General features: G+C 37.9%; 17 protein-coding genes and 1 pseudogene. 14 read left to right on the plus strand and 4 right to left on the minus strand.

Going from position 1 to position 13969, the window contains the following annotated elements:
- Positions 1-7 precede the first annotated feature (7 nt).
- Positions 8-233 (plus strand): annotated as a pseudogene (gene tnpB, locus CLLU_RS19555) (IS66 family insertion sequence element accessory protein TnpB).
- Here the strand turns inward: tnpB and CLLU_RS18895 are convergent.
- Positions 200-382 (minus strand): hypothetical protein, encoded by a 183-nt coding sequence (locus tag CLLU_RS18895; protein ID WP_170065770.1) that lies wholly within the window; start codon positions 380-382, stop codon positions 200-202. The pseudogene tnpB and the gene CLLU_RS18895 sit on opposite strands and share 34 nt — an antisense overlap.
- Positions 383-537: 155 nt before the next feature.
- Between CLLU_RS18895 and CLLU_RS15850 the strand changes: the two genes are divergently transcribed.
- A complete protein-coding gene (locus tag CLLU_RS15850) occupies positions 538-2388 on the plus strand; it encodes an APC family permease (protein ID WP_106010750.1) in 1851 nt (616 codons plus the stop codon).
- Positions 2389-2551: 163 nt separating this feature from the next.
- On the opposite strand, the gene CLLU_RS15855 is transcribed toward CLLU_RS15850, so the two are convergent.
- Entirely contained in the window at positions 2552-3121 is a 570-nt protein-coding gene (locus CLLU_RS15855) for a flavin reductase family protein (protein WP_106010751.1), read from the minus strand.
- A gap of 144 nt (positions 3122-3265) precedes the next feature.
- On the opposite strand from CLLU_RS15855, the gene CLLU_RS15860 reads away from it, so the two are divergent.
- On the plus strand, positions 3266-3589 hold the full coding sequence (locus CLLU_RS15860) for a winged helix-turn-helix transcriptional regulator (RefSeq protein WP_106010752.1): 324 nt from the start codon (positions 3266-3268) through the stop codon (positions 3587-3589).
- Between the two features lie 299 nt (positions 3590-3888).
- Here CLLU_RS15860 and CLLU_RS15865 read toward each other — a convergent pair whose 3' ends face one another.
- Positions 3889-4380, minus strand: a complete 492-nt coding sequence (locus CLLU_RS15865; protein ID WP_158255937.1) for a DUF3267 domain-containing protein — start codon at positions 4378-4380, stop codon at positions 3889-3891.
- A 200-nt stretch (positions 4381-4580) separates the two neighbouring features.
- Between CLLU_RS15865 and CLLU_RS15870 the strand changes: the two genes are divergently transcribed.
- From CLLU_RS15870 to CLLU_RS18615, 7 genes are all read left to right on the plus strand, one after another.
- Positions 4581-4796: a hypothetical protein gene (locus tag CLLU_RS15870; RefSeq protein WP_106010754.1), complete on the plus strand. Its 216-nt coding sequence runs from the start codon at positions 4581-4583 to the stop codon at positions 4794-4796.
- Between the two features lie 61 nt (positions 4797-4857).
- Complete coding sequence (locus tag CLLU_RS19560) at positions 4858-5280, plus strand: hypothetical protein (RefSeq protein ID WP_420866708.1); 423 nt, start codon at positions 4858-4860, stop codon at positions 5278-5280.
- Positions 5277-5963, plus strand: coding sequence for a response regulator transcription factor (locus tag CLLU_RS15880; RefSeq protein WP_106010755.1), 687 nt, complete (start codon positions 5277-5279; stop codon positions 5961-5963). Before CLLU_RS19560 ends, CLLU_RS15880 begins: the two co-directional genes overlap by 4 nt.
- On the plus strand, positions 5950-6939 hold the full coding sequence (locus CLLU_RS15885) for a sensor histidine kinase (RefSeq protein WP_106010756.1): 990 nt from the start codon (positions 5950-5952) through the stop codon (positions 6937-6939). Before CLLU_RS15880 ends, CLLU_RS15885 begins: the two co-directional genes overlap by 14 nt.
- An 82-nt stretch (positions 6940-7021) precedes the next feature.
- Entirely contained in the window at positions 7022-7705 is a 684-nt protein-coding gene (locus CLLU_RS15890; RefSeq protein WP_106010757.1) for an ABC transporter ATP-binding protein, read from the plus strand.
- The gene (locus tag CLLU_RS15895; RefSeq protein ID WP_106010758.1) at positions 7702-10293 is read left to right on the plus strand and encodes an ABC transporter permease; all 2592 of its coding nucleotides are present in this window, start codon (positions 7702-7704) and stop codon (positions 10291-10293) included. The genes CLLU_RS15890 and CLLU_RS15895 overlap by 4 nt, the downstream gene beginning before the upstream one ends.
- Before the next feature lie 47 nt (positions 10294-10340).
- Positions 10341-10526, plus strand: coding sequence for a hypothetical protein (locus CLLU_RS18615; RefSeq protein ID WP_146127614.1), 186 nt, complete (start codon positions 10341-10343; stop codon positions 10524-10526).
- Here the strand turns inward: CLLU_RS18615 and CLLU_RS15900 are convergent.
- Positions 10518-10829: a polysaccharide deacetylase family protein gene (locus CLLU_RS15900; protein ID WP_242977699.1), complete on the minus strand. Its 312-nt coding sequence runs from the start codon at positions 10827-10829 to the stop codon at positions 10518-10520. The two genes, CLLU_RS18615 and CLLU_RS15900, sit on opposite strands and share 9 nt — an antisense overlap.
- A 246-nt stretch (positions 10830-11075) precedes the next feature.
- On the opposite strand from CLLU_RS15900, the gene CLLU_RS15905 reads away from it, so the two are divergent.
- From CLLU_RS15905 to CLLU_RS15915, 4 genes are all read left to right on the plus strand, one after another.
- The gene (locus CLLU_RS15905) at positions 11076-11714 is read left to right on the plus strand and encodes a TetR/AcrR family transcriptional regulator (RefSeq protein WP_106010759.1); all 639 of its coding nucleotides are present in this window, start codon (positions 11076-11078) and stop codon (positions 11712-11714) included.
- The gene (locus tag CLLU_RS15910) at positions 11707-12861 is read left to right on the plus strand and encodes a macrolide family glycosyltransferase (RefSeq protein ID WP_207656020.1); all 1155 of its coding nucleotides are present in this window, start codon (positions 11707-11709) and stop codon (positions 12859-12861) included. The genes CLLU_RS15905 and CLLU_RS15910 overlap by 8 nt, the downstream gene beginning before the upstream one ends.
- A gap of 146 nt (positions 12862-13007) precedes the next feature.
- Complete coding sequence (locus tag CLLU_RS19370; protein ID WP_273344992.1) at positions 13008-13142, plus strand: hypothetical protein; 135 nt, start codon at positions 13008-13010, stop codon at positions 13140-13142.
- 261 nt (positions 13143-13403) lie between these two features.
- Positions 13404-13844 (plus strand): MarR family winged helix-turn-helix transcriptional regulator, encoded by a 441-nt coding sequence (locus CLLU_RS15915; RefSeq protein WP_106010760.1) that lies wholly within the window; start codon positions 13404-13406, stop codon positions 13842-13844.
- Positions 13845-13969 lie beyond the last annotated feature (125 nt).

The following is a 13969-nucleotide window of genomic DNA, read 5'->3' on the forward strand; positions in this document are numbered from 1 at the left end:
AATATATATTGCAACCGGACATACAGATATGAGGAAATCAATTGACGGACTGGCTGCCATCGTACAGAAGAATTTTGAACTGAATCCATTTCAGAACAGTCTGTTTCTCTTCTGCGGACGGAAGAGACAGATTCAAAGTACTGTATTGGGAAGGTGATGGATTTGTGATTCTATACAAGAGATTGGAAAATGGACATTTTCAATGGCCTAAAGATGCAGAAGCAGTAAGCTGATTCCCATGTACCGGACAGGTGATGAATTTCATACCGGAATACTCATTCAAGTGCACTTTAGTTATTTTGATATTTGAATACATAGGCCTGTTAAGAGAGGTGTTGTACAATATTAAAAATTCTTGTGCGGCAGCCTTTTTTATATTCATTAAAAAATACAATCTTTATACAATCTTTATATGCATGGTAAAATCTTAATCTTAAATTTATACAGACAATGATATATTATTGCAGAGGACTATATATCATTGTAATGTATTGGATTTGAGCCTGAGAGACAAATTTACTTTTAGAGGTGTTAAAGATGGTATTTAAATTGGGAAATTTTTTAAATGGATTAACGGGAAAGAGTTTAAAAACACAAGAATTGAAAAAGGAAAAGTTCAGTGTATTCTGGGGACTCCCTATAATGTCCAGCGATGCTATTTCGTCTGTGGCCTATGCAGGGGAGGAAATACTGTGGATACTGGTTCCAGTAATAGGACTGTTGTCTTATAAATATATGCTGTATGCTTCACTGCTTATTGTATTTTTAATGTTTATGCTGACTTTTTCTTATAGACAAACTATAGATGCTTACCCTTCAGGAGGAGGATCCTATGTTGTAGCCAAGGACAATCTTGGAACTACCGCAGGACTTATAGCCGGTGCTTCTCTTACCATAGATTATATACTTACTGTGGCGGTAAGTGCTTCAGCCGGGACTGCAGCTATTACCTCGGCAGCACCTTTTTTACTTCCCCATAGAGTTGGGATAACATTGGGACTTATAATCTTGCTTGTTATAGGAAATTTGAGAGGAGTAAGGGAGTCCTCCAAATTGTTTGGAATACCAACTTATCTTTTTATAATTTCAGTATTGTCCATGATCATCTGGGGAATAGTTAAAATACATTTTATGGGATATACGCCTGTACCGCTCTATAAGATACCTGAAGCCTCAGGAAACATAACCCTTTTTCTTTTTTTGAAAGCTTTTGCAGGTGGATGTACAGCTTTGACAGGTATAGAAGCAGTGAGCAATGGTGTTCCAAATTTCAAGGAACCTTCACAAAAACATGCCAAAATGGTACTGGGCCTTTTAGCTCTCATTGTGTTGCTGGTATTTGGAGGGATTTCCTATCTGGCTACACTTTATCATGCTGTCCCGAACTCGGAGGTAACTGTAGTTGCACAGATTTCCCAGCAGATATTTGATAAAAGTATTATGTTCTATGTAATTCAGGCAACTACTGCAGTAATACTGGTTTTAGCCGGGAATACCGCTTTTGCAGGACTTCCGCTGCTGCTGGCATTTATGGCCAGGGATGGTTATGCACCAAGACAGTTTGCAAAACGGGGAAGAAGGCTGAATTATTCCAATGGAATAGTAATGCTGGGACTATTGTCCTGTATACTGGTCATAATTTTTAAAGGGGATACACATTATCTGATACCTCTCTATGCAGTAGGGGTGTTCATATCCTTTACACTGTCCCAGGCAGGAATGTTCAGAAGATGGATAAAAAGTAGAGGCTACGCATGGAGGCATAAAGCGGCTGTAAACGGCTTGGGTGCTCTTATGACTTTTGTAACTGCAGTTATTATAGGAGCTACAAAGTTCGCCCATGGTGCCTGGGTGGTTTTTATACTGATACCTTCTGTAGTCTATGTTATGAGAAAAATAAAGCTGCATTATACTGAAGCTGCAAGACAGCTGAAGCTTCCTATGGATCAGAAACCTAAAAAAATAGATTTTGCTTCACAGAAAAGATATGTGATAGTGCCTATAGATGCTCTCAATAAATCCTTTTTAAAGGCGCTGAATTATGCCAGAACTATATCGGACAATATAATAATATTCCATGTTTCCGTGGACGATGCTGCTACAGAAAAACTTCTTAAAAAATGGCATCAATATGGTGTGGATATACCCATAGTAGTCAAGAAATCACCTTATAGGAGCATAGTGGGGCCTCTGGTTAAATTCATAGAATCGGAAGAGTATGCTGCAGGCTCAAAGGACACTGTAACGGTAGTCATGCCACAGTTTGTGGTCACAAAGTGGTGGGGAAACATACTGCATAACCAGACTTCCCTGTTCATTAAAACCATGCTGCTGAAAAGAAGAAATATAGCCATAGTAACTGTGCCTTATATAATAGACGAGGGCTAAGATTCCATAGATATAGGGAATATATTAAATAAAAAGTGCATTTTGAAAGAGTCAAAAAGTTACCTTAATGCTGGTAACGTGCCCTTGTAGGGCTTAAGAAAAACCACCAGCTAAGCTGGTGGATATTTATTTTAAAGCCTATCCTTTCTCAAGACTGTATTTATTATTGATTTTTATTTACAAAATCTTTTCCTATGTTCCAGCACTTCCCAATAACCGTTCCAGTACTTAAGTATTGTGCGTTCTGAAATTCAAATAGGACAGGACTTGCTTTTTCATAGTCGATTTTATCTTTCTCATTCAGATATTCCTCCTGCACATAGGTATTAACTGGCTTCAGAATATAATTTTTAAAATTTCCAATTTCAAAAGAATCAATAACATTACATTCCATGGAGACTGGAGCTTCATCAATGATGGGAGCAGTCTTAAGCTCTCCAAAATGATATCTGAATACACCCGATTTATCTGTGTTTGCACCCTTGGCAATTCCACAATAATCAGCCGATTTCAGCATTGACTGATTCACAAGGCTTACAGAAACAGTTTTGTTTTCCCTGATGCCGCGGTCTGAAATTTCATGTGCCTTGTCTATACTAATTAAAAATGTCCCATGCTCGACAATGCCAACATGTGCAATTGTAAGAAAGTTCACTTTTTCATCAACAACCACCCCGACAACTGTTACTGGTGTAGGGTATAATCCCATGACTGAACCAATATTTTTCTGCATATTTTCACACTCCTTATATTTTCACTGTTTAAATTTGCTTTTTATATTTTGCTATGCTATTATTTTATCATGTAATTTATATATAGCAAGAATGTACTTTTTTGTAACATACTATCTAAAATGATATTTAGGAGGTTTTATTTTATGATTGAACTGAAATATAGCTGTCCTGTAGAGGCCACTCTCAGTCAGATTGGCGGAAAATATAAAGCAATTATTTTATACTACTTGTTAGCAGACAAAGTGCTCCGCTTTAACCAATTGCAAAAATATATTCCAAAAGCAACTCCTAAGATGATGAGTCAGCAGCTACGCCAACTGGAATCAGATGGTCTCATAAACAGGAAGGTTTATCCCGTTGTCCCTCCTAAGACAGAATATTCTCTCACTGAACGTGGAAAAACCCTTGCCCCAGTTATTAATTCCATCTGTAATTGGGGATGTACTTACATGGCAGGACAGTTCTGACATTGTGTAGGGATTGGGAGAATAAATTTTGAATTTATGAGGAGCAAGACGTTATAAGTAAATATACTTTTTATGGGAATATGTTCAAAATAATGGGAGTCTATTAGTAAAACTATCTTTTACTGAAATACATAATAAAGAACTGACTCAATATGGATACCAATTTGAAAGAAATTCTCTTAAAGAACAGGCAGTAATTTTTAATAGAATTGATTAAAAGTTATAAATGTTTAATTTGCAGCTGAAGGTGAATTTTTCTTTTCTCAAAGGTAATTTCTCCGTGTAATTTTAAAAGATAATTAATTTGGAATATACCAATAAGTGTCCATTCCATCGCCTTGAATGACTGCTCCTTTTGGTACTTCCATAACTGCATGAACCATAGTATCAAAATCAACAGTTGACATGCCTAGATTACACCAAGCAAATACAAATAATACACTATTCAATGTAGCATGGGTTAAAGGAATAAATAACCAAGTGATAAATGGAATAATCCCTAATACAAAAGATGGAAAAAATGCTATAAATATATATCGCCGCTTCGGAACTGGATAAGTTGACATTACACCCAGCCCGGCATTGGAATAAAATATTTCTACTTCGGCTCCTGCTGGGTAGGCAACAGCATGAAAAAATTCGTGAATTATTAAAGATGAAAAACCTAATATGATTCCTAAATACTTTCCGAAATATGTAAATATAAGTCCGTGTGTGATAAATTTGGATTTTATAAATAGAAGAAATATTCCTAATAAAAGAATTGGAACGATAGCAATGTAGTATTCCAATTTAAATTTTGCATCATATATTTTTCTTTATAAACCTAGAAGAGTATTTTTTAAAAGTTGTTTATGAGTTTAGACAGATTAAATTTCATTTTTAGGGAGATTTTTATTTTTACGTAGTGTATATATATGAAAAAATAAATTGCAATTTATTAATTTGATATGTGAGCTTTGAAAATATCATATAATGAGGGGGCAACAATTTGAAAATTAATGATACTAAAGTTAGAATTTATGTAGATATAAATTATAATAAAAATTTAATGATGGGACTTCCCAAAAATACTTCTGTCAAAGATCAATTTTTTGAACTTGATGAAAGGTGGTCCAAGTATTCTGTGAAACATATTTGGGTTACCAATGCACCTGTTAAGGTAAGGATTTGCTCGGAATACAGCCACTTCAATTTCATGATATAGCCATTCATCATTCAAAAATAATTATAGTAGTTGATGAAACAGTTGGGCGGAAGATGGATATATGGAAATTATAGTGGGTATAACGGGAGCAACAGGAGTTATCTATGGAGTAAGGCTTGGTGAAATATTGAAGAATATTGAAAATATGATGAAACTTTCAAAAATAGGTGTAAGGATACTTCCACCCATGCCTGCATTTTACAATAACCCTTCTACGATAGATGATATTATACTTCAGCTTATATATTTCCGTCAAAAGAAGTATAATAAAATTATGGAGGTGTTATGTGTGGATTATATAACAACAAAAGAAGCAGCGAAAAATTGGGGAATCACAGACAGAATGGTAGTGTACTATTGCTCTGCTGGGCGAATTAGGGGGGCTAAAAAAATAGGAAATACATGGCTTGTTCCGGATAACGCGGAAAAACCAGCTGATGGAAGGTATAAAACCGGTAAAGCAAAGGATGATGAAAATAAATGAAACGGATATTTTTGGTTGAGGACGATAAGGCAATTGCCAGAAACCTTGTGTTCTTGCTACGTTCAGAGGGATTTACAGTCACCCATGTCCCTACGCGGAGTGACGCTTCTGACGCGCTTGCAGGAAATAAATTTGACTTGGCGTTGATTGATATTTCTTTGCCTGATGGAAATGGCTTTACGGTTTGCACGGAAATCAAAGAAGTGCAAGATCTTCCCGTTATCTTTCTTACGGCTTCCGGCGATGAAGCAAGTGTTGTTACCGGGCTGAACATGGGCGCAGACGACTACATCACCAAGCCTTTTCGTCCGCGTGAACTGATCGCACGAATCAAAACCGCCCTGCGAAAAAGTGGACGTTCTCCGTCGGCTTTTGAAATCTGCGGGATTCATGTCGATATGGCAAGCGGTGTTGTGAAAAAGGACGGCAGTGAAATTTTCCTTTCAGCTTTAGAATACCGATTGTTGTTGGTGTTTATTAATAACCCCAAAAGTATTATCACAAGGAGCAGGCTGCTTGACGAATTGTGGGATGCTGCGGGCGAGTTTGTCAATGACAATACATTGACCGTGTATATCAAACGTTTGCGGGAGAAGATAGAGAACAACCCATCAAGCCCGCAAATAATTTTGACCGTTCGCGGGACGGGATATAGATTGGGGGATAGGTATGCTTCGGAATAGAGAGTTTCGGCAGTTTGCCGTTTTGTTCTTCTTAATAGCTGCTGCCGCTGTGACGCTGGGATTTGCAATCAATAGGTTGGCTGGAATCCTTGCTATTGCTTCCGCCTCCGCCTTTGGAACAACGTTTTTTGCGTTTACCAAAGCCCGATATAAAAGCATTGCGCAGATTTCAGATCAAATCGATCTTGTGCTTCATAACGCTGACCGTCTTTATATAGGTGAATCAGATGAGGGTGAACTTTCCATTCTACAAAGCGAGATAACAAAAATGACATTGCGTATTCGAGAGCAAAACGACGCGCTGAAAAAAGAAAAAGAACATCTTGCCAATTCGCTGGCTGATATAGCCCACCAACTCCGCACCCCTCTAACATCCGTAAACATTATTCTGTCATTGTTAGAGAATAATCCTGATGAAAATAAACGGAAAGCATTGATACGGGAAACAAAGAAATTGTTTGTACAGATGGATTGGCTGCTTACTTCCCTATTGAAATTATCTCGCCTGGATGCGGGAATTGTGGCTTTCAAAAGTGAGCAGATAGATATGAACACTTTGATAAGCTCTGCGCTTCATCCGTTTTTGATCTCAATGGAGCTGCATAATATTGCTTTGCAAATAGACGTGCCGGAAGGGATAATCATTCAGTGTGATTCTGGTTGGCTTTCGGAAGCAATTCAAAATATCCTCAAAAATTGCATAGAAAGTGCAGGCGAGAACGGGAAGATTGAGATTGTTTGCGAGAACAATCCATTGTTTACTGAGATTGCCATCCACGATAGCGGTGCGGGTTTTGGAAAAGAAGATTTACCCTGCTTATTTGACAGGTTTTATCGTGGGAAAAACCCAAACGCTACAGGATACGGAATTGGATTGGCTCTCTGCAAGATGATTATAATACGGCAGGGAGGGACGATTACCGCAAAAAATCATCCGCAAGGCGGTGCGATATTTTCCGTACGTTTCCCAAAGTGACGAATCTCTCACCTGAAAGTCACAGAGATGTAAGTTGAAAGTTCTATTATATGGGTAAGCTATGAAAAAGGAGGATCACATAATGGAGTTTTTAAAAACAAAAGATTTATGCAAGGTCTACGGCAAAGGTGAAAATAAGGTTACCGCCCTTGACCATGTTTCGCTTACAATCCCAAAAGGGGAATTTACCGCAATCATCGGTTCCTCCGGTTCCGGCAAATCCACATTGCTTCACATTATTGCCGGTGTGGATGTGCCGACAAGCGGAAAAGTATATTTGGACGGTCAGGATGTATATGCCCAAAGCAATGAAAAACTTGCTATTTTCCGAAGGAGGCAGGTCGGACTGATTTACCAGTTTCACAACCTCATTCCCACTTTGAATGTGGTGGAAAACATCACCTTGCCTATCCTGATGGACAAGCGAAAAGTTAACGAGGAACGGCTGAATGACTTATTGGAACTGCTTGGGCTAAAGGACCGAAAAACACATTTACCCAATCAGCTTTCAGGTGGTCAGCAGCAGCGTGTTGCCATCGGGCGTGCTTTGATGAATGCACCGGCAGTCATGCTTGCCGACGAGCCCACCGGCAGTTTGGACAGCCAGAATGGACATGAAATCATCAAACTGTTGAAAGAAAGCAATAAAAAATACAATCAGACCCTTATTATCGTCACACATGATGAAAACATCGCTTTGCAAGCAGACCGCATTGTCGGCATATCAGACGGTAAAGTAGTGCGAGACGAGAAGGTGAGAACATGAATATTTTTAACAAAATCACCCTGCAAAGTATGAAAAAGAGCCACACACGGACGATTGTAACGGTAATCGGAGTTGTCCTGTCTGCCGCCCTGATTACGGCAGTCACTACCTTTGGCGTTTCTCTGCTGAACTATATGGCAAGTGGTGCTGCTCAGAAATATGGCGGCTGGCACATCAAATTTGAGGATGTGGATTCTTCTTTCGTAGAGAGACAGGCAAGTAACGACAAAGTTGCGAACACCGAAACATTTGAAAATATCGGCTATGCAAAACTTGATGGTGGAAAAAATCACAACAAACCGTATCTTTTTATCGCCGGATTTAGCAGGAAAACCTTTAATGCCATACCAATTACGCTGCTTTCCGGCAGGCTGCCGAAAAACAGCGGGGAGATTCTTGTTTCGGGGAGCGTCATGACAAAGAGCGGCGTTCAGTTCCAGGTGGGCGACACGTTTACCCTTGCTGTCGGGAACCGCATGGAGGCCAACAAAAGTCTCGGTCAACACGATCCTTACATTCCCGGGAAAGAAACTTTTGTGCCAAAAGCAGAGAGGACTTACACGGTGGTCGGTATCTGCCAAACTCCCCACTTTGATGAAGATTCTGCGCCGGGATATACCTTAATCACAACCGCAGATGCAGCAGACACGGCGGATGATCTCAGCTTATTTGTCACGCTGAAAGAACCGCATGAAGTTCATGCTTACGCAAAAAGTACAGCTGGAAACCATGCTTATATCTTGAATAATGATGTGCTGCGTTTTATGGGCCTTTCGGATGATTCGAGCGATAAGGCGTTCAATGCACTTCTGTACTCAGTTGGTGGCATTGTACTTCTCATCATCATGATTGGTTCGATTTTTCTAATTTACAATTCATTCAACATATCCTTGAACGAGCGCACACACCAGTTCGGGATTCTCTCGTCGGTGGGAGCCACAGCAAAGCAACTGCGCCATTCGGTGCTGTTCGAAGGGCTTTGTATCGGTGCCATTGGCATCCCGATTGGTGTTCTCGTTGGTATAGCTAGTATCAGACTTGTGATTGGCGTTGTCGCCAAGAACTTCGCAAACATTCTCTACGCCGATGTACCTTTGACCTTGACGGTGTCCGCTCCCGCAATCCTCGCAGCAGTGGTCACCAGCATGATCACAATCCTGATTTCAGCCGATATTCCGGCTCGCAAGGCTGCCAATACGCCCGTGATGGAGTGTATTCGTCAGATGAACGAGGTCAAAATCGAATCCAGAACTGTGAAAACGTCAAAACTCGCGGAGCGTATTTACGGTTTGGAAGGAACTCTTGCATTAAAGAACTTTAAGAGGAACAAAAAGCGCCACCGCAGCATTGTTCTATCACTTGTTTTAAGTGTAGTGCTATTTATATCGACCAGTGCGTTTGTAACAGATTTGAAACAGGCGTCGGCGGGTGCAAAAGAGGGTACTACTTATGATATCGGTTTTGGCACACATGATATGAACGACAGCGAAATGTTGCAGCTTTACAACAAATTAAAAACCGCCGATGGCGTTTACGAAAGCTCGTATCAAGTTGTTATGAAGTATTCCTGCGCTGCCAAGGGCAGCGACCTTTCAGACGCTTACAGAAAATCCGTGGGTTTACATTCGTCGGATGAAACGGTAAATATGCCAATGACAATCCAGTTTCTTGATGACAGAGCCTATCTGAATATTATCAAAGAATTGGGCTTGCCCGCAGAGGAATATATCGGACAAAATGCAAAAATAATCGCCGTTGCCAAAATGCAAGACCGCGGCAATCAGGAGAAGGTCGACCAGCTCCCCGATGTGTTCGAGGGTTCTTCCATGAATTTTACCATCGTTCCCGAAACAAATGGCAAGCCGAAAACGGAACATGGGCAAAACGTAAGCATTAGGTTTGTCAATACCGTGCCGCCTGATACACCACCGATGACAGGAACCTCCGAGCGGCGACCATACACTTTTAGTGTGATTGCTCCCTATTCGCTCAAAGACAAGATTGTTCCCTCCGATACCTCGTCGGATATCATGGTGAAGGGCATGTCCTTTCAGTCAAAGAATCCATCGCAGTCGGTGACTGAAATGAAAACGATGATTCAGGGTGCGGGGATCACGGCCTCGTATATCATTTTGAATACGTCTGAAATGCTTGATCAGAGCCGCAATATGATATTCATTTCCAACGTGTTTGCTTATATTTTTATCATTATGATTTCGCTGATTGCGGTTGCCAATGTGTTCAACACGATTTCCACGAATATCAAGCTGCGCCGGCGGGAGCTTGCCATGCTCCGCTCTGTGGGGATGTTTGACCGCGATTTCCAAAAGATGATGAATTTCGAGTGTGCCTTTTATGGCTTGAGAGCATTGCTCTTCGGTCTTCCCATAGCGGCAATCTCTTCTTGGCTGATTTACAAAGGAATGGTAGTCGGTGGAGCGGACAATATCGATTTTGTGTTTCCATGGGGCAGTATGGCAATCAGCATATTCAGTGTGCTCTTTATCGTGTTCATTACAATGCTGTATGCCATTAGCAAGATAAAAAAAGAAAATATCATTGACGCGCTGCGGGATGACATGGATTGATTTAAAATCGTCCCAAATGAGAGATATTTTTATGAATTTATCGTCCAGTGAAATTAGGAAGTGTGCAAAGTGAATCAAATATTTCTAAACGTGCAATTGAAGATGTTGAAAAGAATATGAATAAACTCAATAGTAACATAGAAGCATCATCTGCACGTATGGAGGAACTTTCGGGAATGAGTATGGATTTGTGTAAAACCAAATCTATACTTATTTCCTATTCTCTATTTTAACGTTTCAAATGAATATCCCTGAGATTTAAAATATTCTATGATCTGGGGAAGTGCTTGTACAGTAGTAACTTTGGCGGGTGCATCATGCATCAGCACAACTAAATGATCATGATTAGCATACTGCTTGACCTTGCTAACTAAATTCACTACATGAACTGCATTGTGTTCAGCATCACCAGTTAAATCATTCCAATCAACATATCGGTATCCATTTTCTTTTGCTTCTCCCCTAAAGGGTTCCAATCTTTTGCCAAAAGAACCTCCAGGAAACCTTATAAGTTTTAAATCATATATTTTTTGCAAATGATACATTAAATTTCTATAATTATTTATTGAATAAAGACAAACATAAAATTAGAATCAAATTATTGAAAATATTAAACTATAATAATATAAAAGGTACTTTTTTTGTAGTCGGAATAAAAGTCGCCATGTTGTATTAAGCATGCTGTGAATTTGTTTGAGTCTATTGACTTATTTGGAAAGATATATTATACTATTTTAACAAACCGCTGGTCGGTTTGTTAAAGCGGTATAAGGAGGCAGAAGATGAAAAGAGAAGAACAAGCTCTAAACACGAAAAAGAGGATTGTTGTTGCTTCTACAAAATTATTTCTTGAAAAAGGATATGATCATACTACAATACAGGATATTATGGATGCTACAAATCTTTCAAAGGGAGCATTATACCATCATTTTAAAAGTAAGCAACAGATTTTGGAATGCCAAACTAATTACGAGCAGGAATCAATTACGAATTATTTAAAGATGATGGTAGAAAATCGGAAATTGACAGCCAAACAGAAAATTGAGAATATCATAGATCATTTGTCTACAAATGAAGCTTTGTTCCAATTAACCAGGGATCGCTGGGCGGAAAAAGTGCCTTTTGCATTGTTGAATACTTTAAGAAATACCTTAAATGTATTGGCAGATTACATTACAGAAATTTTGTATCAGGGAAACTCAAATAAAGAGTTTAACTGCATATATCCCAAAGAAATTGCTAGTACTTTGATGCTTTTGATGGATGTGTGGCTCGATCCAATAATTGTGGATTGTAACTATGAAGAAGTGTGCAGTAAAGTTGATTTTATTATTTTGTTTTTAAAAAAATTTGATGCCCCTGTTGTTAGTGATGAAAAGGGTGAAGAAATTAAAAGGAGATTACGATGCCACTATGTTTAATCAAAGAAAAATTTTGATGGTGAATCTGCCATTTTCAGGCCATACAAATCCAACTTTAGAATTGGCAAAAACATTTGTATCCTTGGGACATAAAGTTGATTATGTACATTCGCCTGACTGGAAAAAAAAGATAGAGAAAACAGGAGCAGACTTTATACCTTATGATGGTTATCCTGCTACGTTGTCTCCATCTAAAAAAGAAATTAAAAGTTGGTGGGCTGCTTATCGGACAGTAAAAAGGGTTGGGAAGGAATATGACTGCTTAATATATGAAATGCTATTTTTACCAGGCAAATCATTGGCTGACCAATTAGGAATTCCGGTTTTTCGTTTATTTTCCACTTTTACACTTAATGAAAAAGTGCTAAATGATTTCGGTAAAACCGGCGGTTGGTATATGACGTCCTTATTTCGCTATCCACTTCTTTACAGTTTGGTTTCTAATTTTCTAAAAAGAAAATTCAATCTGCGGTATGGAGACATAGCAAAGGAAATGGTAGATAATGCCCCTAAACTCAATTTTACTTATACAATTAAAGAGTTTCAGATTTATCCGGATGATTTTGATGATAAACATTACAAGTATGTTGGTCCAGCAGTAGAAAGTCGTGATGAAGGTAATTTCGATTTCACAAAGATGGACAAACCAATCATATATATTTCTCTTGGAACATTACTAAACACTTCAGCAAAGTTTTTCCGGAAATGTATTAAAGCATTTCAGAATCAACCGGTTTCTGTAATTATGTCCATTGAAAATATTGTGACGAAAGAGCAGCTTGGAAAGATACCGGACAATTTCTTTATTTATACATTTGTACCACAGTTAAAAGTATTGCAAAATGCTTCGCTCTTCATCACTCATGGTGGCATGAACAGTGTAAATGAGGCACTATTTTATGGTGTCCCAATGTTGGTAATACCTATTGGAAATGATCAACCCACAGTTGCACGACAAGTTGAGATTCTACATTTAGGGAAATATATGGATAGAAAAAACTTGGATGCTAGGTCATTGCAAACTGCATCTGCAGAAATTTTAGGTAACAATATCTATAAGGACGTACTAAAACAATTTCAGGTAAAGTCTCAGTCTGCAGGTGGAAATATGAAAATTGCCCAGCAGATATTAGCAGAGTTAAATTAATCGGAGAGAACTGATTTCTTTTTGAAAAATTAGGGTTTGTATTAATTGTTGTACTTTAAACCAATTTGTTTAAAAATCATATATATGTAAATAATTACATAATGAAGGAAATTATGATATTAATTATTTATATTGGAGGAAGTGTAGTGGAAAAAGAACAATATCCCCGGGACTGCAATGAATGTAAGATTTTTACCATTATGAAAAGTGAGAAACTTATAGGTGGTATGTGCTGCTACGGATGTCCAAATAGGAGAAAAATAAATGAAGTTACTCAATAGTACTGTGAAAAAGTTAATGTATAATTATAAAGAATAAATTAAATAGGCTGATCGAGTAACGGAAGTGCTATTCTACATAGAGTAGTGCTTTTTCATTTTATGGAGGTGTTTTTTATTTAATATATCAGTGGTGATACTTATAAAAGATTTCATGTATTTTGGCTGATTAAAAGTAATACATTATTAATTTTAAGTTAAATTAATAAATAATTAGTTGTATAATACAACAATTGTATGATACAATTAATTTGAGGTGATCCTATGAAAGAAACCGAAAGTAGTTATTTAAGAGAGCTAATTAGAGTATTAGTAAGAAATTTAGGAATATTGGAGAAAGGAGATTCAGTTTGTTGCGGTGTAACTATTCCGCAATGCCATGCTATTGTGGAAATTGGAAGAGCACAAAAAATTTCTTTAAATAGGCTTGCTGAAATATTGACTTTGGATAAAAGTACAATGAGTAGGACAATAAACAATCTTGTTGAAAATGATTTTGCAATCAGGGAACTGCATTCAGATGACAGACGATTTGTAACAATAAAGCTTACAGATAAGGGAATAGGTGTATTTAAAAATATTGAGGGAAGCATGGAAGAATATTATAGAAAAATTTTAAGATCTATACCTGAACATAAGAGGGAACAAGTACTTGAAAGTTTAAAATTGCTTGTTAAAGCTGTAAATCAAAATAAATGTTGTTGAGACCAGCTAGTAATAGTCAATAGAAATTATAAAAAAATTTATGAGTAAAAAATTGCATCACAAATAATCCATTGAAAAATACGAACGATGGAATTATTTGTAAGACAGTTGAACTTTTAGTTTTT

The sequence above is a fragment of the Clostridium luticellarii genome (genome assembly GCF_002995845.1).
Taxonomy (GTDB): Bacteria; Bacillota; Clostridia; order Clostridiales; family Clostridiaceae; genus Clostridium_B; species Clostridium_B luticellarii.

Excerpts from the sequence above, each read along its gene's own strand:
- CLLU_RS18895 (WP_170065770.1), bottom strand. The coding sequence starts at position 382 with ATGAATATAAAAAAGGCTGCCGCACAAGAATTTTTAATATTGTACAAC.
- CLLU_RS15850 (WP_106010750.1), top strand. The coding sequence starts at position 538 with ATGGTATTTAAATTGGGAAATTTTTTAAATGGATTAACGGGAAAGAGT.
- CLLU_RS15855 (WP_106010751.1), bottom strand. The coding sequence starts at position 3,121 with ATGCAGAAAAATATTGGTTCAGTCATGGGATTATACCCTACACCAGTA.
- CLLU_RS15860 (WP_106010752.1), top strand. The coding sequence starts at position 3,266 with ATGATTGAACTGAAATATAGCTGTCCTGTAGAGGCCACTCTCAGTCAG.
- CLLU_RS19560 (WP_420866708.1), top strand. The coding sequence starts at position 4,858 with ATGGAAATTATAGTGGGTATAACGGGAGCAACAGGAGTTATCTATGGA.
- CLLU_RS15880 (WP_106010755.1), top strand. The coding sequence starts at position 5,277 with ATGAAACGGATATTTTTGGTTGAGGACGATAAGGCAATTGCCAGAAAC.
- CLLU_RS15885 (WP_106010756.1), top strand. The coding sequence starts at position 5,950 with ATGCTTCGGAATAGAGAGTTTCGGCAGTTTGCCGTTTTGTTCTTCTTA.
- CLLU_RS15890 (WP_106010757.1), top strand. The coding sequence starts at position 7,022 with ATGGAGTTTTTAAAAACAAAAGATTTATGCAAGGTCTACGGCAAAGGT.
- CLLU_RS15895 (WP_106010758.1), top strand. The coding sequence starts at position 7,702 with ATGAATATTTTTAACAAAATCACCCTGCAAAGTATGAAAAAGAGCCAC.
- CLLU_RS15905 (WP_106010759.1), top strand. The coding sequence starts at position 11,076 with ATGAAAAGAGAAGAACAAGCTCTAAACACGAAAAAGAGGATTGTTGTT.
- CLLU_RS15910 (WP_207656020.1), top strand. The coding sequence starts at position 11,707 with ATGTTTAATCAAAGAAAAATTTTGATGGTGAATCTGCCATTTTCAGGC.
- CLLU_RS15915 (WP_106010760.1), top strand. The coding sequence starts at position 13,404 with ATGAAAGAAACCGAAAGTAGTTATTTAAGAGAGCTAATTAGAGTATTA.